The sequence below is a fragment of the Cryptosporangium sp. NPDC048952 genome, from assembly GCF_043197895.1.
Taxonomy (GTDB): domain Bacteria; phylum Actinomycetota; class Actinomycetes; order Mycobacteriales; family Cryptosporangiaceae; genus Cryptosporangium.
Window position 1 is genome coordinate 555,994 of the sequence record NZ_JBICTY010000003.1, and the last position, 18,352, is coordinate 574,345.

General features: G+C 71.4%; 20 protein-coding genes. 13 read left to right on the forward strand and 7 right to left on the reverse strand.

The genetic code is table 11. The features are described from left to right. Positions 1-36 precede the first annotated feature (36 nt). The 3 genes from ACGFY5_RS18615 to ACGFY5_RS18625 form a co-directional block, all read right to left on the reverse strand. Positions 37-732 carry a phosphoadenylyl-sulfate reductase gene (locus ACGFY5_RS18615; protein ID WP_392721309.1) on the reverse strand — a complete coding sequence of 232 codons (696 nt, stop codon included), beginning with the start codon at positions 730-732 and terminating at the stop codon, positions 37-39. 160 nt (positions 733-892) lie between these two features. Then, a complete protein-coding gene (locus tag ACGFY5_RS18620; RefSeq protein ID WP_392721311.1) occupies positions 893-2,560 on the reverse strand; it encodes a nitrite/sulfite reductase in 1,668 nt (555 codons plus the stop codon). 113 nt (positions 2,561-2,673) lie between these two features. Then, on the reverse strand, positions 2,674-2,766 hold the full coding sequence (locus ACGFY5_RS18625; protein ID WP_342673838.1) for a putative leader peptide: 93 nt from the start codon (positions 2,764-2,766) through the stop codon (positions 2,674-2,676). Between the two features lie 143 nt (positions 2,767-2,909). On the opposite strand from ACGFY5_RS18625, the gene ACGFY5_RS18630 reads away from it, so the two are divergent. The 6 genes from ACGFY5_RS18630 to map all read left to right on the forward strand — a co-directional run bounded on the left by ACGFY5_RS18630 (position 2,910) and on the right by map (position 7,730). Beyond that, a complete protein-coding gene (locus ACGFY5_RS18630; protein ID WP_392722525.1) occupies positions 2,910-2,975 on the forward strand; it encodes a putative leader peptide in 66 nt (21 codons plus the stop codon). 283 nt (positions 2,976-3,258) lie between these two features. Next, a complete protein-coding gene (cysC, locus tag ACGFY5_RS18635; protein WP_392721313.1) occupies positions 3,259-3,798 on the forward strand; it encodes an adenylyl-sulfate kinase in 540 nt (179 codons plus the stop codon). A 5-nt stretch (positions 3,799-3,803) separates the two neighbouring features. After that, the gene (gene cysD, locus ACGFY5_RS18640) at positions 3,804-4,736 is read left to right on the forward strand and encodes a sulfate adenylyltransferase subunit CysD (RefSeq protein ID WP_392722526.1); all 933 of its coding nucleotides are present in this window, start codon (positions 3,804-3,806) and stop codon (positions 4,734-4,736) included. 2 nt (positions 4,737-4,738) lie between these two features. Next, positions 4,739-5,995 (forward strand): sulfate adenylyltransferase subunit 1, encoded by a 1,257-nt coding sequence (locus ACGFY5_RS18645; protein WP_392721315.1) that lies wholly within the window; start codon positions 4,739-4,741, stop codon positions 5,993-5,995. Then, the gene (locus ACGFY5_RS18650) at positions 5,992-6,819 is read left to right on the forward strand and encodes a sirohydrochlorin chelatase (protein WP_392721317.1); all 828 of its coding nucleotides are present in this window, start codon (positions 5,992-5,994) and stop codon (positions 6,817-6,819) included. Before ACGFY5_RS18645 ends, ACGFY5_RS18650 begins: the two co-directional genes overlap by 4 nt. Before the next feature lie 59 nt (positions 6,820-6,878). Further along, positions 6,879-7,730, forward strand: coding sequence for a type I methionyl aminopeptidase (gene map, locus ACGFY5_RS18655; protein WP_392721318.1), 852 nt, complete (start codon positions 6,879-6,881; stop codon positions 7,728-7,730). Here the strand turns inward: map and ACGFY5_RS18660 are convergent. After that, positions 7,717-8,511, reverse strand: a complete 795-nt coding sequence (locus tag ACGFY5_RS18660) for a YaaA family protein (RefSeq protein WP_392721320.1) — start codon at positions 8,509-8,511, stop codon at positions 7,717-7,719. The genes map and ACGFY5_RS18660 overlap by 14 nt on opposite strands. Positions 8,512-8,528: 17 nt before the next feature. Here ACGFY5_RS18660 and ACGFY5_RS18665 point away from each other — a divergent pair, with 17 nt between their 5' ends. Continuing rightward, the gene (locus tag ACGFY5_RS18665) at positions 8,529-9,236 is read left to right on the forward strand and encodes a VIT1/CCC1 transporter family protein (protein ID WP_392721321.1); all 708 of its coding nucleotides are present in this window, start codon (positions 8,529-8,531) and stop codon (positions 9,234-9,236) included. Here ACGFY5_RS18665 and ACGFY5_RS18670 read toward each other — a convergent pair. Beyond that, positions 9,233-9,931, reverse strand: a complete 699-nt coding sequence (locus tag ACGFY5_RS18670) for a nucleotidyltransferase domain-containing protein (protein WP_392721322.1) — start codon at positions 9,929-9,931, stop codon at positions 9,233-9,235. The genes ACGFY5_RS18665 and ACGFY5_RS18670 overlap by 4 nt on opposite strands. Positions 9,932-9,991: 60 nt before the next feature. Here ACGFY5_RS18670 and ACGFY5_RS18675 point away from each other — a divergent pair, with 60 nt between their 5' ends. Then, positions 9,992-11,185, forward strand: coding sequence for a hypothetical protein (locus ACGFY5_RS18675; RefSeq protein WP_392721324.1), 1,194 nt, complete (start codon positions 9,992-9,994; stop codon positions 11,183-11,185). A 47-nt stretch (positions 11,186-11,232) separates the two neighbouring features. Further along, positions 11,233-11,922 carry an HAD family hydrolase gene (locus ACGFY5_RS18680; protein WP_392721325.1) on the forward strand — a complete coding sequence of 230 codons (690 nt, stop codon included), beginning with the start codon at positions 11,233-11,235 and terminating at the stop codon, positions 11,920-11,922. A 124-nt stretch (positions 11,923-12,046) separates the two neighbouring features. On the opposite strand, the gene ACGFY5_RS18685 is transcribed toward ACGFY5_RS18680, so the two are convergent. Both ACGFY5_RS18685 and ACGFY5_RS18690 read right to left on the reverse strand, forming a co-directional pair. Further along, on the reverse strand, positions 12,047-12,475 hold the full coding sequence (locus ACGFY5_RS18685) for a ferritin-like domain-containing protein (RefSeq protein ID WP_392721327.1): 429 nt from the start codon (positions 12,473-12,475) through the stop codon (positions 12,047-12,049). Further along, positions 12,472-13,038 (reverse strand): hypothetical protein, encoded by a 567-nt coding sequence (locus ACGFY5_RS18690; RefSeq protein WP_392721329.1) that lies wholly within the window; start codon positions 13,036-13,038, stop codon positions 12,472-12,474. The genes ACGFY5_RS18685 and ACGFY5_RS18690 overlap by 4 nt, the downstream gene beginning before the upstream one ends. A 129-nt stretch (positions 13,039-13,167) precedes the next feature. Here ACGFY5_RS18690 and rimP point away from each other — a divergent pair, with 129 nt between their 5' ends. The 4 genes from rimP to infB all read left to right on the forward strand — a co-directional run bounded on the left by rimP (position 13,168) and on the right by infB (position 18,300). Then, the gene (gene rimP, locus ACGFY5_RS18695; protein WP_392721331.1) at positions 13,168-13,683 is read left to right on the forward strand and encodes a ribosome maturation factor RimP; all 516 of its coding nucleotides are present in this window, start codon (positions 13,168-13,170) and stop codon (positions 13,681-13,683) included. Then, positions 13,680-14,726 (forward strand): transcription termination factor NusA, encoded by a 1,047-nt coding sequence (gene nusA, locus ACGFY5_RS18700; protein WP_392721333.1) that lies wholly within the window; start codon positions 13,680-13,682, stop codon positions 14,724-14,726. Before rimP ends, nusA begins: the two co-directional genes overlap by 4 nt. A 68-nt stretch (positions 14,727-14,794) precedes the next feature. Then, positions 14,795-15,076 carry a YlxR family protein gene (locus tag ACGFY5_RS18705; protein WP_392721334.1) on the forward strand — a complete coding sequence of 94 codons (282 nt, stop codon included), beginning with the start codon at positions 14,795-14,797 and terminating at the stop codon, positions 15,074-15,076. A 104-nt stretch (positions 15,077-15,180) separates the two neighbouring features. Beyond that, a complete protein-coding gene (infB, locus tag ACGFY5_RS18710) occupies positions 15,181-18,300 on the forward strand; it encodes a translation initiation factor IF-2 (protein WP_392721336.1) in 3,120 nt (1,039 codons plus the stop codon). The last annotated feature ends 52 nt before the right edge of the window (positions 18,301-18,352 follow it).

Sequence of the window (18,352 nt, forward strand, 5' to 3'; positions counted from 1 at the left end):
AACTGTGAGCTCCCTGTGCCCACCCTGAGGGATAACTCAGAGGTGGATCCCGCACTCCGTCTTCTCGGAACCGGACCACCGACCGGCCCGCGAGTCCTCCCCGAGCTGCACCGGACGCGTGCACGGCGCACACCCGATCGACAGGAACCCCCGATCGACCAGCGGGTTGATGATCACGTCCCGCTCGGCCACGAACCGGTCCACGTCCGCCTGCGTCCAGCACGCCAGCGGATTCACCTTGATCTTGTTGCGCCGCGCGTCCACCCCGATCACCGGCGTGTGCCGGCGGGCGTACGACTCGTCCCGCCGCAACCCCGACGCCCACGCGTCGTACGGCGCCAACCCGCGGTCGAGCGGCTCGACCTTCCGCATCCCGCAGCACGCGTCGGAATCCCGCGCGTACAGGCTCTGCCCGTACGTGATGTTCTGCTGCGCGACGGTCAGCTCCGGCTTCACCGTCACCACGTTCACGTCGAGTTCCGAAGCGACCCGGTCCCGCGTCTGCAGCGTCTCCGCGAAGTGGTACCCGGTGTCCAGGAACACGACGTCCACACCCGGCACCGCCTCCGCGGCCAGCGTCGCCAGCACCGCGTCACCCATGGACGACGTGAGGCAGAAGCGGTCGCCGAACGTCTCCCCGGCCCAGCGCAGCACCTCGATCGGGTGGGCACCCTCGAGCGCAGCCGCGGCCCGGTCGGCCACCCCACGCAGATCAGTGACCTCGAGGGTCATTGCGCCACCTCCTGGTCTAACGACGGACGGCTCAGGCCGACGTACTTCAGCGTCCAGACGCGTGTGCACGCACCACAGCGCCACTGGCCGTGGTGCTCACCGTCGGGACGGATGTCCTCGTCACCGCAATAGGGGCAGTAGAAGGGCGCAGCGCGCTCGCTCACTGGAGCCAGGCTTCCTCGGCGCGGGCCACGTATCCGGCGAACCGCTCGCCCGGCTCCCGGCGCTCCAGGTAGCCCCGGAGGATCCGCTCGACGTAGTCGGGCATCCCGTCCGCGGTGACCTTCAGACCCCGGAACTTCCGGCCGAATGCGGCCTCCGCACCGAAATGCCCGCCCAGGTGCACCTGGAAACCCTCGACCGTGTTGCCGTCGTCGTCGCGGACCATCGACCCCTTGAATCCGACGTCGGCGGTCTGAAACCGCGCGCAGGAGTTCGGGCAGCCGTTGATGTTGATCGTGATCGGCTCGTCGAACTCGGGCAGGCGCTTCTCCAGTTCCCGGTAGAGCACATCGGCGCGGGCCTTGGTCTCGACGATCGCGAGCTTGCAGAACTCCAGCCCGGTGCAGGCCATCGTGCCGCGGCGGAACGCGCTCGGCTTGACCTGCAGGTCGTGCGTGGCCAGCTCGTCGGTGACCTCGTCGACGTCAGCGGTGTCGACGCCGAGCAGCACGAGCTTCTGCTGCGCGGTGGCGGCGACGCGGCCGTCGCCGAGCCGGTCGGCCAGGTCGGCGACGGCGGTCAGCGTCGAGCCGGAGAGTCGCCCGGCGCGCGGGGCGAAGCCCACCGCCAGCTTCCCGTTACGCATGGGGGTGAGGCCGACGTGGTCGCGCTGGTCCTGGATCGGCTTCGCGGGCGGCGGCCCGTCGGGCAGCGGCTCCTTCAGGTACTCGGTCTCGAGCACCTCGCGGAACTTCTCGGGACCCCAGTCGGCCAGCAGGAACTTCAGGCGGGCGTGGTTGCGCGAGCGACGGTAACCGTAGTCACGGAAGATACCGACGACCCCGGCCCAGGCCGCCTCGACCTGGTCGGGCCGGACGAACACGCCGAGCCGCTCGGCGAACCGCGGATTGGTGGACAGGCCGCCACCGACCCAGAGGTCGAAGCCCGGCGAACCGTCAGGACCCACGACCCCGACGAACCCGACGTCGTTGATCTCGTGGTTCGTGCAGTGCTCCGCGCACCCGGAGATCGAGCTCTTGAACTTCCGCGGCAGATTCGAGAACGCCGGGTCACCGATGTAGCGGTCGACGACCTTCCACATCGGGCCGCTCGCGTCGAGCACCTCGGTCTCGAGCTCTCCGGCCAGCGGGCAGCCGAGGATGACGCGGGGCGTGTCACCGCAGGCCTCGGTCGTCGACAGCCCGACGGCCTCGAGCCGCCGCCAGATCTCCGGGACGTCCTCGATCGCGATCCAGTGCAGCTGGATGTTCTGCCGGTCGGTGACGTCGGCCACATCGCGGCCGAACTCCGTGGAGATGCCGGCGATCGTGCGCAGCTGCTCGGCGGTCATCCGGCCGCCGTCGATGCGCACGCGCAGCATGAAGTAGCGGTCGTCGAGCTCCTCGGGCTCCAGCACCGCGGTCTTGCCGCCGGGGATGCCGGGCGCGCGCTGCGTGTAGAGGCCGTACCAGCGCATCCGTCCGCGCAGGTCCTGCGGGTCGATCGAGTCGAAGCCGCCGTGCGCGTAGATGTTGACGATGCGGTCCCGGACGGTCAGGCCGTCCGAGTCCTTCTTCATCTGCTCGTTCTTGTTCAGCGGCTCGCGGTATCCGAGAGCCCACTGGCCCTGGCCTCGAGGTCGACCACTGGCGGTACGGGCAGGCATGTCTGGTTACCTCACAGGGGAGACGGACCGCAGCCTGCGGCTCTCACCCGGGGATTCGCGGGGAGATAGAGGCCGAAAACGGTCGAGAGACGGACGGGGCGCGGCGGGACCTGTCAGCTAGGACAGGCAGCGCTGATCACCCGCTGCAGGTCGACATGCAGGCGGGCGACCAAGAGGGTGCCTCGCGTCGTCACATCCAAAAGCATCGCACAGCGATGCGGCGCCAGCCAGATAATGGGAAACGGTGCTCACCTACTGGAATAGTAGGTAATCCGATCCTGGTTGGCTCGGCCTCATTGCTGTGTCATCATCGGCAACCATGACCGGCCTTACCCGCCCCGCCTCGGCGATGCTGACTTCGCGTCGGCACGTCGACTTCCTGCGCGTCTCCAGCGCAGTGTGTCGCGCTATCTGAGCGCGGCTGCGGCTTTCGCGGTACCGGCCTCTTCGCCGCGCAGACGGTTCCCTCGGTCCGGCCCCTGACCAGCAGCTCATCGGCGAGCGCTGACCGGTTGTCGTGCCCCCGTCGCGGAACTTCCGGCGGGACAATAGCGCTGCCCAGATAAGGCAAGTCGTCCCGGAAAGCGAAGTTCCTCCCCGAGGTCAGGAGTGATCGCGCGATGCCGATCGTTTCCGCCGCCGCCCCCGGCGTGCCTGCTCCACCTACGCAGAGTGGCGTCTCCGACACAGTGGATGTGGTGCATCCCACAGTGACTGGCGCCACCGTCTGGCTCACCGGTCTTCCCAGCGCCGGGAAGACCACCGTCGCGACAGCCGTCGGCGAGCGGCTGCGCGCCCAGGGCCGCCGCGTCGAGGTTCTCGACGGTGACGCCGTCCGCGAGCACCTCTCCGCCGGCCTCGGCTTCAGCCGCGCCGACCGCGACACCAACGTCGCCCGGATCGGATTCGTCGCCGAGCTGCTCGCCCGTAACGGCGTCCTCGTGCTCGCCGCCGTCATCTCGCCCTACGCCGCGGCCCGCGACGCCGTCCGCGCCCGGCACGTCGCGAGCGACACCCCGTTCCTCGAGGTCCACGTCGCCACGCCGGTCGAGATCTGCAGCGTTCGTGACGTCAAGGGCCTCTACGCGAAGCAGCGCGCCGGTGAGATCACCGGCCTGACCGGCGTCGACGACGTCTACGAGGCGCCGGAAGCGCCCGAACTCGTGCTCCAGCCCGAATCTCTCGACGCGTCCGTGGACGCGGTGCTCGCCGCGTTGTCCGAAAGGGGTCTGCTGTGACGACCATCTCCGACCTGCACCTCGAGCAGCAAATCGCCCACGACACTGCGTCCATAGCGCTCACGGCCCTCGAGGACGAGTCGATCCACATCCTCCGGGAGGTCGTCGGCAGCTTCGAGCGGCCGGTGCTGCTCTTCTCCGGCGGCAAGGACTCGATCGTCATGCTGCGCCTGGCCGAGAAGGCGTTCTCGCCCGGCCGGATCCCGTTCCCGGTGATGCACGTCGACACCGGCCACAACTTCGAGGAGGTCATCGAGTTCCGCGACCGGCGCGCCGCCGAGCTGGGCCTCGACCTCGTCGTCGCCTCGGTGCAGGACGCGATCGACAGCGGCCGCGTCAGCGAGCGCCCCGGCCAGTCGCGCAACCCGCTGCAGACCGTCCCGCTGCTCGACGCGATCACCGACAACCGGTTCGACGCCGTGCTCGGCGGCGCCCGTCGCGACGAGGAGAAGGCCCGCGCCAAGGAGCGGGTGTTCTCGATCCGCGACGAGTTCGGCCAGTGGGACCCGCGCAACCAGCGCCCCGAGCTCTGGGACCTCTACAACGGCCGGATCGCCCCCGGCGAGCACGTCCGGATCTTCCCGCTGAGCAACTGGACCGAGCTGGACATCTGGCGCTACATCGCCCGCGACCAGATCGAGGTCCCGAGCATCTACTACGCCCACGAGCGCGAGGTGTTCGATCGTGACGGCATGGTCCTCGCGGTGACGCCGTTCACGCCGCCGCGTGCCTCGGAGGAGGTGCGCGTCGAGACCGTGCGCTACCGCACGGTCGGCGACGCCACCTGCACCGGCGCGGTCCGCTCGACCGCGTCGACGGTGGAAGAGGTGATCGCGGAGACCGCGACCAGCCGCCTCACCGAGCGGGGCGCCACCCGCGCCGACGACCGCGCCAGCGAGGCCGCCATGGAAGACCGCAAGCGCGAGGGATACTTCTAACCATGGCCGATCTGTTGCGGGTCGCCACCGCGGGTTCGGTGGACGACGGCAAGAGCACGCTGATCGGGCGCCTGCTCCACGACTCCAAGAACGTGTTCGCCGACCAGTTCGACGCCGTCGAGGCCGCGTCGAAGCGTCGTGGTCTGGACGCCGCCGACCTGGCGCTGCTCACCGACGGCCTGCGCGCCGAGCGGGAGCAAGGCATCACGATCGACGTCGCGTACCGCTATTTCGCGACGCCTCGTCGGACCTTCGTCCTCGCCGACACCCCCGGCCACGTGCAGTACACGCGCAACATGGTGACCGGCGCGTCCACTGCCGACGTCGCGGTCGTGCTCGTCGACGCCCGGCACGGTCTGGTGGAGCAGTCGCACCGCCATGCCGCGGTCGCCGCGCTGCTGGGCGTCGGACATGTTGTTCTGGCAGTGAACAAAATGGACCTCGTGGACTTCTCCGAGGAGGTCTACGACCGGATCGTCGCGGACTTCGACATCCTGGCGTCGGAACTGGGCCTCGGGTCGCTCACCGCGATCCCGGTGTCGGCGCTGCACGGCGACAACGTGGTGGAACCGTCCACGAACCTCGGTTGGTACGCGGGCCCCACGCTTCTCGACCACCTCGAGACCGTGCCGGTGCCGCCGCGCGGCGGGCAGGTGGGGGCGCGGTTCCCGGTGCAGCTGGTCATCCGGCCGCGCTCGGCCGACCACCCCGACTATCGCGCGTACGCGGGTCGGGTGGCCGCCGGCACGCTGCGGGTCGGCGACGAGGTCGTCGTCCTGCCGTCGGGCCGTCGCTCGACGGTGGCGGGCATCGACACCCACGACGGCTCGCTCTCGGAAGCCTCCACCGGGCGTTCGATCTCGGTGCGGCTGGCCGACGACGTGGACGTCTCCCGCGGCGACCTGATCGCCGCCGCTCCCGACGCTCCGCAGCCGATCCGCCAGCTCTCCGGCCGGGTGTGCGTGCTCGCCGAGCGTCAGGTGCGGGCCGGGGATCGCTTCCGCCTGCGCGCGGGCACCCGTGAGGTTCGCGCGATCGTCGGTTCGGTCGCCGATCGGCTCGACGTCACTACCTTGAAACGCGAAGAGGCCGACGCTCTGGAGCTGAACGACATCGGCGACGTCACACTGCGGCTGGCCGAGCCCATTGCCGTCGACCCGTACGCGGTGTCGCGCGGAACCGGATCCTTCCTGCTGATCGACGAAGCCACCGGCGCCACCGTGGCGGCCGGAATGGTCGAGCAGCCCGCCGCGGTATGAGCGAGCCCGTTCTCCTGGCGGTGGCGCACGGCACCGCGCATCCGCCCGGCATCGCGACGCTGCACGCGCTGCTGGAGCAGGTGCGGGAGCTGGCGCCGGGGCTACGGGTCGAGCTGGCGTTCGTCGACCACGAACCGCCGTCCGTGCTGGGCGCGCTGCGGCGGTTCGCCTCCGAGGGCCTGACTGTCGCCACGTTGCCGTTGCTGCTGACCGCGGCGTCGCACAGCAAGGGGGACATCGCGGGGGCAGTGCGGATCGTTCGGGATTCCGGGTTGGTGGTGCGGTACGGCCGCCCGTTGGGGCCGGATCCGTTGCTGCTCGCTGCCCTTTCCGACCGGGTCGTGGAAGCGGGCGCCGGGGCCGACACCGCGATCGTGCTCGCGTCGGCCGGGGCGGACGACCCGGACGCGAACGCGGAGATCTGGCGTGCGGCCCGCTTGTTCTGGGAGTACCGGCGCGGTGGGCCCCCGGTGGAGGTGGCATACGCCGGTGCGACGACGCCGACCGTGGCGGAGGCGGTTTCGCGGCTCCACACCCTGGGCCACGACGACGTGCTGGTCGTGCCGTACTTCCTGGCTCCGGGACGCCTGCCCGGCGCGGTGCGGCGGGACGCGCTGGCCGGCGGCGCCCGGGTCGCCGAGGTGCTCGGCGCGCACCCGTCGGTGGCCCGGCTGATCCTCGAGCGCTACGCCGAGGCGGTCGGCAGCAACGTCCTAATGAACTGCGACACCTGCCAGTACCGGTCGCCCTGGCCGGGCAGGGAGAAGCGGGTGGGCCAGCTCCAGCAGCCGCACGCACACCCGGCGGATGTGTCTGCGAGCTAACGCTCGGGGTGTTGTCGGGGCCCGCCCGGCGTGGCGCGGGCTGACCTAATCTGGGGGACATGCGTGCACCCCTGGTTCCCGGCCGACAGTCCCCTCGGCGTGAGGTCCCGGCGTCCATTCCGCGTCCGGAGTACGTCGGGAAGCCCGCGCCGCAGCGGTGGACGGGTTCGGACGTGCAGACCCCCGAGACGATCGAGAAGATGCGGGTGGCGGGGCGGATCGCCGCCCAGGCGCTGCAGTGGGGCGGCAAGCACGTCGCACCCGGCGTCACCACCGACGAGATCGACCGCGTCGTCCACGAGTTCCTGATCGAGCACGACGCGTACCCGTCGACGCTCGGCTACCGCAACTTCCCGAAGTCGTGCTGCACCTCGCTCAACGAGGTGATCTGCCACGGCATCCCCGACAGCACGGTGATCGAGGACGGCGACATCGTCAACATCGACGTCACCGCGTTCATCGGCGGCGTGCACGGCGACTGCAACGCGACGTTTTTCGCCGGCGAGCCCGCTGAGGAGGTGCGGCTGCTCGTCGAGCGCACCGAGGAGGCCACGCGCCGGGCGATCAACGCGGTCAAGCCCGGGCGGCAGCTCAACGTCGTCGGGCGGGTCATCGAGTCCTACGCGCGGCGGTTCGGCTACGGCGTGGTCCGTGACTTCACCGGCCACGGCATCGGTGAGACGTTCCACTCCGGCCTGCACGTGCCGCACTTCGACGACCCGGACCTCGACGTCGAGATCGAGCCGGGCATGACGTTCACGATCGAGCCGATGATCACGCTGGGCACGTACCAGTGGGACATGTGGCCCGACCGCTGGACCGTCCTCACCAAGGACCGCAAATGGACCGCCCAGTTCGAGCACACCCTGGTCGTCACGGACTCGGGCGCCGAAATCCTCACTCTCCCCTGAGGCGCCGGGCGGCTGGGGTGCCGGCCGGGGGTTCGTGGAGGAGGACGTCTACGCCACGGGGGCCGTGGCGTTCGGCGGAGAGGCCGGCCTTCGCGGCTACCCGCACCACGCCCGCGGGATCGTTCACCTTCGCGGTGGTGGTGGCCAACGCGCGGGTGAGCAGCCCTTTCGCGTGCTTGTTGAAGTGTGACACCACCGAGCGGCTGCCGTCGGGCGCCACGTAGAGAACTCGCACCGTTATCGCGCCCGGCACGGGGCCGAGTTGCATGTACGCACCCGAGCGCAGGTCGACGACCAGCCCGGGTAGCTCGGCGAGCGCCGGGCCCAGCACCGGCTTCCACAGCGCGCCGAGCGTGCCGAGCCCCGGCAGCCGCGCGCCGGCGGAGAACCGGTACGCCGGGATGAGGTCACCACCGCGAACCGCCCCGAACAGCGCCGACGTGATCACGACCCGGTCGGCGGCCCGCTTGCGCTGCGCCGGGGTGAGCCCGGCCGGGTCGAACGCGTCGTAGAGCACACCGGTGTAGCGGAACAGCGCGGGGCTCGTCGGTGCTGTCTGCAGTGCGGCGTCGAGCGCGAGCTGGTCGCGCTGGCCGAGGGTGAGACCCAGCGCCTTCAGCGCGACCTCGGGATCGCCCCCGACGAGTTCGGTCAGCCCGGTGAGCACCCGCTCGCGCACGTCCCGGAGCTGCGGGAACGCGAGCGTGGAGAGATCCAGCGCCGGCCCGTCGCCACCCGGCCGCTTCGTCTCCGACGGGGGCAGCAGCAGGGTGAGGGACATGCAGCGAGACTACTTGCGTGGAGAACGATGAATACCTGCTGGTTCCGCACCACGGGGACGTTTCTGGCGGCTGGCTCCGGGCCGCGGTGTTCGGGGCGATGGACGGGCTGGTCACGAACATCTCGCTGATCGCCGGCGTCGGCGGTGGTGGCGTCGACCGGAACGCGATAGTGCTCACCGGCGTGGCCGGGCTGGTCGCCGGCGCGGTCTCGATGGCGCTCGGCGAGTACAGCTCGGTCCGCACCGCGAACGAGCAACTCGACGCCGAGGTGGCGAAGGAACGCCGGGAACTGAGCGCGCACCCCGCCGCCGAGCGACGCGAGCTCGTGCTGATGCTGCAGCGCGCCGGGCTCTCCCCGGACCTCTCCGAGCGCATCGCCGCCGAAGCGGCCACCAAGCCCGACTTGCAGGTGAGGCTGCACGCGTTGACCGAACTGGGCGTCGTTCCCGAGGAGAAGCCCTCGCCGTGGACCGCGGCGGTGAGCTCGTTCCTGTGCTTCTCCGTGGGTGCGCTGATCCCTCTGCTGAGCTTCCTGCTCGGGTCCGACGAGCTCTGGCTCGGGTTGTCGATCGGCGGCGTCGGCCTGTTCACCGCCGGTGCCCTCGCCACGCGCGCGACCGGCGGCCGCTGGTGGCTCGGTGGGTTCCGCCAGCTCGTCCTCGGCGCCGCCGCGGCCGGAATCACCTATCTCGTCGGGTCGCTGATCGGCGCGAGCATCTCCTAGAAGAGCTCGGCGTCCACCGGGCGGCCACGCTTCTCGAGCTCGGTGGCCTGCGCGCCCAAGCGGTCCCGCAGTTCGACGAGGTCCAGGCCGGTGGTGCCGGTCCGGCGGGCGGCGTCGGCGGGCCCGCGGAAGTACGTGCGGGTGAGCAGACCGTCGGTGACGGCAGCGGCGAGGCGGGCCTGGGCGAGCAGCAGGATCGCGCCGTCGTCGTCGTGCCACTGACCGGAGCGGGCGGCGGCGTCGAACAGCGACCAGGCCTCGCACCATGCCTCTTGCGCGAGGGCGCCGAACTCGCGCGTGCTGGCCTCGGCGAGCCGACCGAGGTGGGTGTCGCGGAGCGTCGCGAGCCAGCCGCTGTCGTCGTCGAGCGGGTGGATGTGCAGGTGGCGGTCCGCGAGCAGCGGCCACCGCGGGGTGAGTGCGCGGGCCCGGCTCAGCAGGTCCTGCTGGGACGCGACGGTGAGGACGACGACGTGTCCGTCGAGACGTCTGCGGGTCGGCGCCGGGCCGGTTCCCGGCCGGTACGTCGCGACGACGAGTTCGACGTCGGTGCCGTCGCGGTCGTCGTCGTGCGCCAGCGCGCCGGTCACGCCGACAGCGGCCACCTCGGCGCGCCAGCGGCGGCGGATGCGGCGGGCGCAGTCGGCGGCGAGGTCGGCGCGGGATTCCTGCTCAGACGCGTGGGAGAGGGCCACAGCGACATCCTGCCGTGCACGCTAAGGTCGCCGGAACGCTACTCGAGGAGAAGGACATCCGTGACGGGATCCGGAGCGGTCCGGCCCGACGCGCGGCCGGGGTACCGCGCGGTACTGCGGCACCCGGTCGCAGGCCCGTTGATCGGCGTCAAAGCGGTCTCCGAACTCGGTGACTTCGTCGGCCTGGCGGCCCTGTTGCTGCTCGGTTACCAGCAGACCGGTTCGCTGCTCGGTGCCGCGGCCGTCTACACCGCACGGGCGCTGCCGGCGATCCTGGTGGCGACGCTGGTCGGCGGCTGGCTCGACGTTCCACCCCGCCGCCCGACGCTGTGCCTACTGGCACTCGGGGGAGCCGCGGCGCTCGTGCTCCCGACGGCGTTCCCGGCCGCGGCGACGGCGCTGGCGGCGTCCGCACTGCTCGGCGCGATCCGGGCGGCGTACGTGGCCGTGACCACGGCGGTCGTCGCGGAGTCGGTGGACGCTCAGATCCAGCTGCCGTACTTCGGCATGGCGGCGGTGATCAACCTGCTGGTGCAGGTGGGCGGCATCGCGGTGGGCTCCGGACTGACGATCGCGTTGGGACCGCGGGTGGCGTTGCTCGTCGATCTGGCGTCGTTCCTGCTCGCGGCAGCGATCCTCGCGGCGCTGCCGATCGCGTCGCCGCGTTCCCGGCGCGACCGGCTCCCACCCGGCGCGGGGTTCGTGCTCATCTGGCAGCAGCCGACGCTCCGCGTGCTGGCGCTGCTCACTTGGGCGACACTCGTGTCGAGCGTGCTGCCGGAGACCGTCGCGACGAACGCCCCGCGGGCCTGGATACCGGCCGTGATGGCGTCGTCGGCGCTGGGCGGGGCCGCGTTCGCGTTCGTGGCGGGCCGGACCGTGTTCCTGGAGCGGCCGCTGAACCAGGCCCGGACCGCCGCGGTGCTCGGTGGCGCGCTGCTGGTGGGCGCCGGCGTGCTGTTCGCGGGGAGCCATCCGCTGCTGCTGGTTCTGGTCAACACGGTGATCGGGGCCGCGACCGGGTGGACGGTCGGCGCGCAGGCGACGTTCGCCCGGCTCGCACCCGCGGGCCGAATGGGCCAGCTCGAGGCGACGATGATCGCGTCGAACGTCTTCCTCGAAGGCGTGGGTGTGCTGGTGCTGAGCCTGATCGCGGTGGCGGCGGGATCGGACGGAGCGGCGTACCTGGTGGGCGGCCTGCTGGTGCTGGGTGCGGCGGCGGCCGCCCTGCGGCCCCTGAGCGCCGACCCCTGAGCGGCGACCCGGGAAAAACTGTCTGACCGCCGTGGGAGAGTGCCTGCATGGTGAAGGCGGTTCTCTTCGACTGGGGCGGCACGCTCACCCCCTGGCACACGGTCGACGCCAAGGCGCTGTGGCTCACGATCGCGACCGAGTGCGGCATCGAATCAACGCTGGTCGACGCATTGCTGGCGGCCGAGGATGCGGCCTGGCTGCGCTCGCGTGACGAGCACACCTCGGCCACGATGGCCGACGTCTGCGCGGCGGCAGGCATCGCGCTCACGGCCGAGCTGCTGGCCGCGCACGAGCGGCACTGGGCGCCGCACACGTACACCGATCCCGAGGCCGCGGAGATGCTCACCGCGCTGCGCTCCCGCGGCATCCGCGTCGGCCTGCTCTCCAACACGATGTGGGGGCGCGACCACCACGAGCGCGTCCTGGCGCGCGACGGTGTCCTCGACCTGTTCGACGGTGCGGTCTACACGAGCGAGATCCCGTGGACCAAGCCTCACCCCGAAGCGTTCCGCGCCGCGATGGACGCGGTGGGCGTCGACGACCCGGCGGCGTGCGTCTACGTCGGCGACCGGTTGTTCGACGACATCTACGGCGCCCAGTCCGCCGGGATGCGGGCGGTGCACGTGCCGCACAGCACGGTGCCCGCCCACCAGATCGGCCACACGGTAGGCCAACCCGACGCAGTCATCCAACGCCTCCCGGAACTGATCCCGGTAATAGACGACTGGCGCAGTTAGCGCCCTTGTCCGAACCTGGAGCCCGCCGAGGGCGGCGCTGCCGATCGGGCGGAAGGACGCCGCGTATAGGCAATACTCAAGTCCTTCCGCCCGCTCGGCAGCGTCGTTCTCGGCGGGCCGCCCACTAGGAGCCGGGCCAGGGGGTGGTGGGGGGCTTGCCGGGGCTTGCTGCGGTGCGCCACTGGGCGGCGCGCACGGCGGAACCGACGAGCGCGTCGAGCGCCACCTCGCGGTCGGTGCCGGTGAGGGACCCGAGCGCCGAGCGCCACACCGCCGCGGCCCGCGTCTCGACGTCCACGGCGAGCACCACCGCACCCGCCCGCTCGGTCACCGGCTTCGGCAGTTGGTACGCCGGTGCGGCCGGTGCGGGTGTGGCACCCGCGGCCGTGATCAGGTCCGACACGGCGTCACGCTGCTGGCGGTGGGCCAGGTCGGCGGCGCGGGCCCACGCCAGTTCGTCGCCGCTCAGCCACGCCCCGATCACCCCGTACGCGTACACGGCGGCGTTCTCCGCGGCCAGCGCCAACTGCAGGCGGTCTGCAACGCCACTCACGTCAGCGCCACCTCGTGCGACGCTTCCGCCGCGCAGATGCTGCCGAGCACGGTGATCCGCTCGGACGTGCTCGTCGCGCCGCCGCCGTCGGTCACGGCCAGGCACGCGGTGCGCGACGCTGCCGACGCGGTCTTCTCGGCCGCCCGCAGTGCGCTCAACGCGGCCGTCGGCGTCGCCCCGGCAGGCTTCGCCGCCGGCGCGCCGGGGGAGCCCGACGGTCCCGGTACCGCCGGGGTCGCCCGCGCCAGCGCGGCCCGCCGCCGGGCGTCCAGCAGCTCGAGCAGGGCGTCGCGGTGCTCGCGATGCGCCTCCCGCAACGGCCGCAGCCGTCCGGCCAGGTTCTCGTGCGCGGCGATCGTCGCGTCGTAGAGGTCGACGAGCGTCTGCTTCTCCACGGTCAGCTTCTCCAGCGGATCGGCCGCGACGGCGGGAACGGCCGGACCCGGATCGACCAGCCCGCAGCCCGCCAGTGACCCGGCCGCACCGGCGGCCAGCAGGCCCCCGAGTACTTGGCGTCTGTTCATCACGGTGAGCGAGCCGACACGGCGCGTTGCGAAGGGCACGCCCGCTAGTTTCCCAGTTCGTCGCACGCGTGCCGGATGGAGGGCGGTTCGTTGCGAACCGTTAGGCTGTCTCCCAGGTGTTCGGGGAACCCCAACAACTGCACAGTGACCACCGTTCGGAGGTGTCGGATGCCAGCCCCACAGGCGATGCGCTCCCGGATCGTGGCGTTGGTCGAACCCGTGGTGGTCGACGCCGGTTACGACCTGGAAGAGGTCGCGGTCAACCAGGCGGGCCGCCGCACCGTCGTGCGGGTCGTGGTCGACGTCGACGGCGGCATCTCCCTGGACGACATCGCAACCGTGTCGAAGGACGTCTCCGCCGCGCTCGACAAGGCCGACTCGTTCGGCAGCGGCCCCTACACCCTCGAGGTGACCTCGCCCGGCGTCGACCGGCCGCTGACCGAGCCGCGCCACTGGCGGCGGAACGTCACCCGGCTGGTCACCGTCCGCATCGGCGACAAGAGCGTGACCGCCCGTATCAAGGCGGTCGACGACCAGGGCGTGCACCTCGTCGACGACAAGGGCGAGCGGACGGTTGCGTACGCCGATCTCGGCCCGGGCAAGGTGCAGGTGGAGTTCGGTCGTTCCAAGAACGACGAAAACACGAACGACGAAAACGACGAAGAAGAAGGAGGAGACCGATGAACATCGACATCGCTGCCCTGCGCGCGGTCGAGCGAGAGCGCGAGATCTCCTTCGACACGATCATCGAGGCGATCGAGACCGCGCTCCTGACCGCGTACAAGCACACCGGCCACTCGCACTCCGACGCGCGCGTCGAGGTCGATCGCAAGACCGGCGTGGCCACCGTCTGGGCCGCGGAGCGCGCGGAGGACGGCACGCTCGAGCGCGAGTTCGACGACACCCCGGCTGACTTCGGCCGGATCGCGACGATGACGGCCAAGCAGGTCATCCTGCAGCGCCTGCGCGACGCCCAGGACGAGATGACGTTCGGCGAGTTCGCCTCCCGCGAGGGTGAGGTCGTCGCCGGTGTGATCCAGGCCCACGAGTCCCGCGCCGAGCGCGGCATCGTCTCGGTCAGCCTGGGCAAGATCGAGGCGACGCTGCCGCCGGCCGAGCAGGTGCCGGGGGAGAACTATCAGCACGGCGCACGCATCAAGGCGCTCGTCGTGCACGTGGCCAAGGGAATGCGCGGCCCCCAGGTGACGTTGAGCCGGACGCACCCGAACCTGGTGCGCAAGCTGTTCGCACTGGAGGTCCCGGAGATCGCCGACGGCACCGTGGAGATCGCCGCGGTGGCCCGCGAGGCGGGGCACCGCTCGAAGATTGCGGTCCGCGCCACCGTGGCGGGCGTCAACCCGAAGGGCGCGTGCATCGGCCCGCTGGGGGCCCGGGTGCGCGCGGTCATGAGCGAGCTGCACGGCGAGAAGATCGACATCGTCGACTGGGCCGAGGACCCCGCGCGGTTCGTCGCGGCGGCACTCTCGCCGGCGCAGGTGAAGGCCGTCGAGGTCGTCGATCTGGAGGCTCGTTCGGCGCGGGTCACCGTGCCGGACTTCCAGCTGTCGCTGGCGATCGGCAAGGAGGGCCAGAACGCCCGCCTGGCCGCCCGCCTCACCGGATGGCGCATCGATATCCACAGCGATGCTGAGGTCACCGGGCCTGAGGAGACCTCTGCGGCCAGTGTGGGGGAACCGGACGCTTCGGTCCCAGGCAGTGCGGGGTAGACTGGCCTGTGGTTCGCCGCACCAGTCCGGCGCCGTCCCCGCATGACCGCTTCCCAACGCGGACCTGCGTGGGATGTCGGCAGCGAGCGGCAGCCACCGAGTTGCTACGCGTCGTCGCGGTCGAACGTGGGGGTTCCCACGTCGCGGTCCCCGATCCGGCGCGTCGGCTGCCGGGAAGGGGCGCTTGGCTGCATCCCGACCCAGCGTGTTTCGTACTAGCGGAACGGCGCCGTGCCTTCGGGCGCGCGCTCCGGGTCCCCGGTGTCATCGGCGCCGAGGCCGTCGGTGAGTATGTGACACAGCTCAAGACGGGACTGGGCAACCTGCCCGGACCCACGGACGAAAAGTAGGTCTCCCGGTATGAGCGTGCGATGAAGTCTCTGCGATGAGCAAGCTTCGTGAGTAACTAGAAGGTCGAGCGGGTCGTGCCGCCCGGCCTCGGAAGAGGAGAGCAGTGGCAGGCAAGGCCCGCGTACACGAACTCGCCAAGGAACTTGGCATTCCCAGCAAAGACGTGCTGAACAAGCTCAAAGAGCTCGGAGAGTTCGTGAAATCGGCCTCGTCCACGATCGAGGCGCCAGTGGCGCGTCGGTTGCGGGAGGCATACACCTCGCCGTCGTCATCCGGCGGCAATGGCGGAGGGCGCAAGCCCGGTCCGCCCAGCGGCCCCAGGCCGCCCCGAAACATTCCGTCTCCGTCGACGATGGCCCGCCCGCAGGGCACGGCCAGCGCCCAGGACATCGAAGTCAAGGCCGAGCAGGCTCGTGCCGCCGAACTGAAGGCGGCCCAGCAGGCCCAGGCCGCTGCCGCGCGTGCGGCGGCGTCCGCTCCGGCCACCGATCGGCGTCCGACGCCGGGCCCGCGTCCGGGTCCGCGTCCGGCACCGGCCGCTCCGGCGGCGGAGGCTGCGGCCCCGCCGGCGACCGAGCGGCCCGCGCCCGGGCAGGGCGGTGCCCCGCGTCCGGGGCCGCGTCCCGGCCCCGCGCAGCGCTCGGCTCCGCGTCCGGGCAACAACCCGTTCGGTGTCGGCCCCGGCACTCCGGCGCAGCCCGCGCCGCGTCCCGGCCCGCGTCCGGCGGCAGCGTCCGGCCAAGGTCAGCAGGGCGGACAGGCTCCGGCCGGTCCGCAGCAGGGCGGCGGCCCGCGTCCGGGCCCCGGTGGCCCGCGTCCCGGCCCGCGTCCCGGTGGTCCGCAGCAGGGCGGCGACCGTCCCGGTCGTCCCGGCCCCGGCGGTCCGCGTCCCGGTGGGCAGCAGAGCGGTGACCGTCCGGGTCGTCCCGGCCCCGGCGGTCCGCGTCCAGGTGGTTCCAGCGGCCCCGGTGGTCCGCGTCCCAACCCCGGCATGATGCCTCCGCGGCCGAACCCGGGCATGATGCCCGGTCGTCCCGCGGGTCCCGGTCGTGGCGGCCCCGGTGGTCGTCCCGGCGGCGGTCCCGGTGGTGGCGGTGGCGGCGGTCGTCCCGGTGGCGGCGGCGGTGGCTTCCGTCCCGGTGGTGGCGGTGGCGGCGCTGGTCGTCCCGGCGGTGGCGGCGGTGGCTTCCGTCCTGGTGGCGGCGGTGCTGGTGCCGGTGCTCCCGGTGGTGGCGGCGGTTTCCGTCCCGGTGGTGGTGGCGGTGGCCGTCCCGGTGGTGGCGGTCGTGGTCGCGGCGGCGCCGCGGGTGCGTTCGGTCGTCCCGGCGGGCGTGGCCCGGTCCGTGGGCGGAAGTCCAAGAAGCAGAGGCGTCAGGAGTTCGACAACCTCTCCGCGCCGACGATGGGCTCGGGTGCCCCGCGCGGTAACGGCGAGGTCATCCGGCTCCCGCGTGGCGCGTCGCTGTCGGACTTCGCCGACCGGATCAACGCGAACCCCGGTTCGCTGGTCCAGGAGGCCTTCGGCCTCGGCGAGATGGTGACCGCGACCCAGTCGTGCACCGACGAGACGCTGCAGTTGCTCGGCGTGCACCTCGGCTACGAGGTGCAGATCGTCAGCCCCGAGGACGAGGACCGTGCCCTGCTGGCCCGGTTCGACATCGACCTCGACCAGGAGTACGACGACGAGACGCTGGTCACGCGGCCGCCGGTGGTCACCGTCATGGGCCACGTCGACCACGGTAAGACGAAGCTCCTCGACGCCATCCGGCACACGAAGGTCGCCGAGGGCGAAGCCGGCGGCATCACCCAGCACATCGGTGCCTACCAGGTCGACGCGCACGTCAACGGCGAAGACCGGTCGATCACCTTCATCGACACCCCGGGTCACGAGGCGTTCACCGCCATGCGTGCGCGTGGTGCGAAGTCGACGGACATCGCGATCCTCGTGGTCGCGGCCGACGACGGCGTGAAGCCGCAGACGATCGAGGCGCTCAACCACGCCCAGGCGGCCGAGGTGCCGATCGTGGTCGCGGTGAACAAGATCGACAAGGAAGGCGCCAACCCGGCGAAGGTGCGGCAGCAGCTCACCGAGTACGGGCTGGTCGCCGAGGAGTACGGCGGCGACACGATGTTCGTCGACATCTCCGCCAAGTCGCGCATCAACATCGACGGTCTGCTCGAGGCGGTCTGCCTCACCGCGGACGCGTCGCTGGACCTCCGGGCGCCGGTCGACGTACCGGCCCAGGGTGTCGCGATCGAGGGTCACCTCGACCGTGGCCGCGGCCCGATCGCGACCGTCCTGGTGCAGCGCGGCACGCTCCGCGTCGGCGACTCGATCGTCGCCGGCGAGGCGCACGGTCGCGTCCGGGCGATGCTCGACGACAGCGGCTCCCAGGTCGCCGAGGCGGGTCCGTCCGCCGCGGTGCAGGTGCTCGGCTTCACCGCCGTGCCCGGTGCCGGTGACACGTTCCTCGAGGTCGCTGAGGACCGGGTGGCCCGGCAGATCGCGGAGCAGCGGCAGGCGCGCGAGCGCAATGCCCAGCTCGCGGCGACCCGTGGCCGCCCGACGCTCGAGACGCTGCTCGAGCGGATGAAGGAGGGCGAGAAGACCCAGCTCAACCTCATCCTCAAGGGTGACGGTTCGGGTGCGGTCGAGGCCCTCGAGGACGCGCTGGCGAAGATCGAGATCGCCGACGAGGTCTCCCTGCGGATCATCGACCGTGGTGTCGGTGCGATCACCGAGACCAACGTCATGCTGGCGTCGGCCTCCGACGCGGTCATCATCGGCTTCAACGTCCGGCCCCAGGGCAAGGCGAGCGAGCTGGCCGACCGCGAAGGCGTCGACATCCGCTACTACTCGGTCATCTACGCGGCGATCGAGGACATCGAGAATGCCCTCAAGGGCATGCTCAAGCCGGAGTACGAAGAGGTCCAGCTGGGTACCGCGGAGATCCGTGAGGTCTTCCGCTCCAGCAAGTTCGGCAACATCGCCGGTGTGCTCGTCCGTAGCGGCGACATCCGGCGTAACTCCAAGGCCCGTCTCATCCGGGACGGCGCCGTGGTGGCCGACAACCTCCAGGTGCACTCGCTCAAGAGGTTCAAGGACGACGTCACCGAGGTCCGCGAGGGCTACGAGGCCGGTATCGGTCTCGGCTCCTTCAACGACATCAAGATCGACGACGTCATCGAGACCTTCGAGATGCGCGAGAAGCCGCGAGCCTGAGTTCGCACGGGCGGTCGGCCGGGGCACTCCCGGCCGGCCGCCTGTACTCCGG

Bases quoted from the DNA above. Each gene is read 5' to 3' on its own strand.
- ACGFY5_RS18615 (WP_392721309.1), bottom strand. From the start codon at position 732: ATGACCCTCGAGGTCACTGATCTGCGTGGGGTGGCCGACCGGGCCGCG.
- ACGFY5_RS18620 (WP_392721311.1), bottom strand. From the start codon at position 2,560: ATGCCTGCCCGTACCGCCAGTGGTCGACCTCGAGGCCAGGGCCAGTGG.
- ACGFY5_RS18625 (WP_342673838.1), bottom strand. From the start codon at position 2,766: ATGCTTTTGGATGTGACGACGCGAGGCACCCTCTTGGTCGCCCGCCTG.
- ACGFY5_RS18645 (WP_392721315.1), top strand. From the start codon at position 4,739: ATGGCCGATCTGTTGCGGGTCGCCACCGCGGGTTCGGTGGACGACGGC.
- ACGFY5_RS18650 (WP_392721317.1), top strand. From the start codon at position 5,992: ATGAGCGAGCCCGTTCTCCTGGCGGTGGCGCACGGCACCGCGCATCCG.
- map (WP_392721318.1), top strand. From the start codon at position 6,879: ATGCGTGCACCCCTGGTTCCCGGCCGACAGTCCCCTCGGCGTGAGGTC.
- ACGFY5_RS18660 (WP_392721320.1), bottom strand. From the start codon at position 8,511: ATGTCCCTCACCCTGCTGCTGCCCCCGTCGGAGACGAAGCGGCCGGGT.
- ACGFY5_RS18680 (WP_392721325.1), top strand. From the start codon at position 11,233: ATGGTGAAGGCGGTTCTCTTCGACTGGGGCGGCACGCTCACCCCCTGG.
- rimP (WP_392721331.1), top strand. From the start codon at position 13,168: ATGCCAGCCCCACAGGCGATGCGCTCCCGGATCGTGGCGTTGGTCGAA.
- nusA (WP_392721333.1), top strand. From the start codon at position 13,680: ATGAACATCGACATCGCTGCCCTGCGCGCGGTCGAGCGAGAGCGCGAG.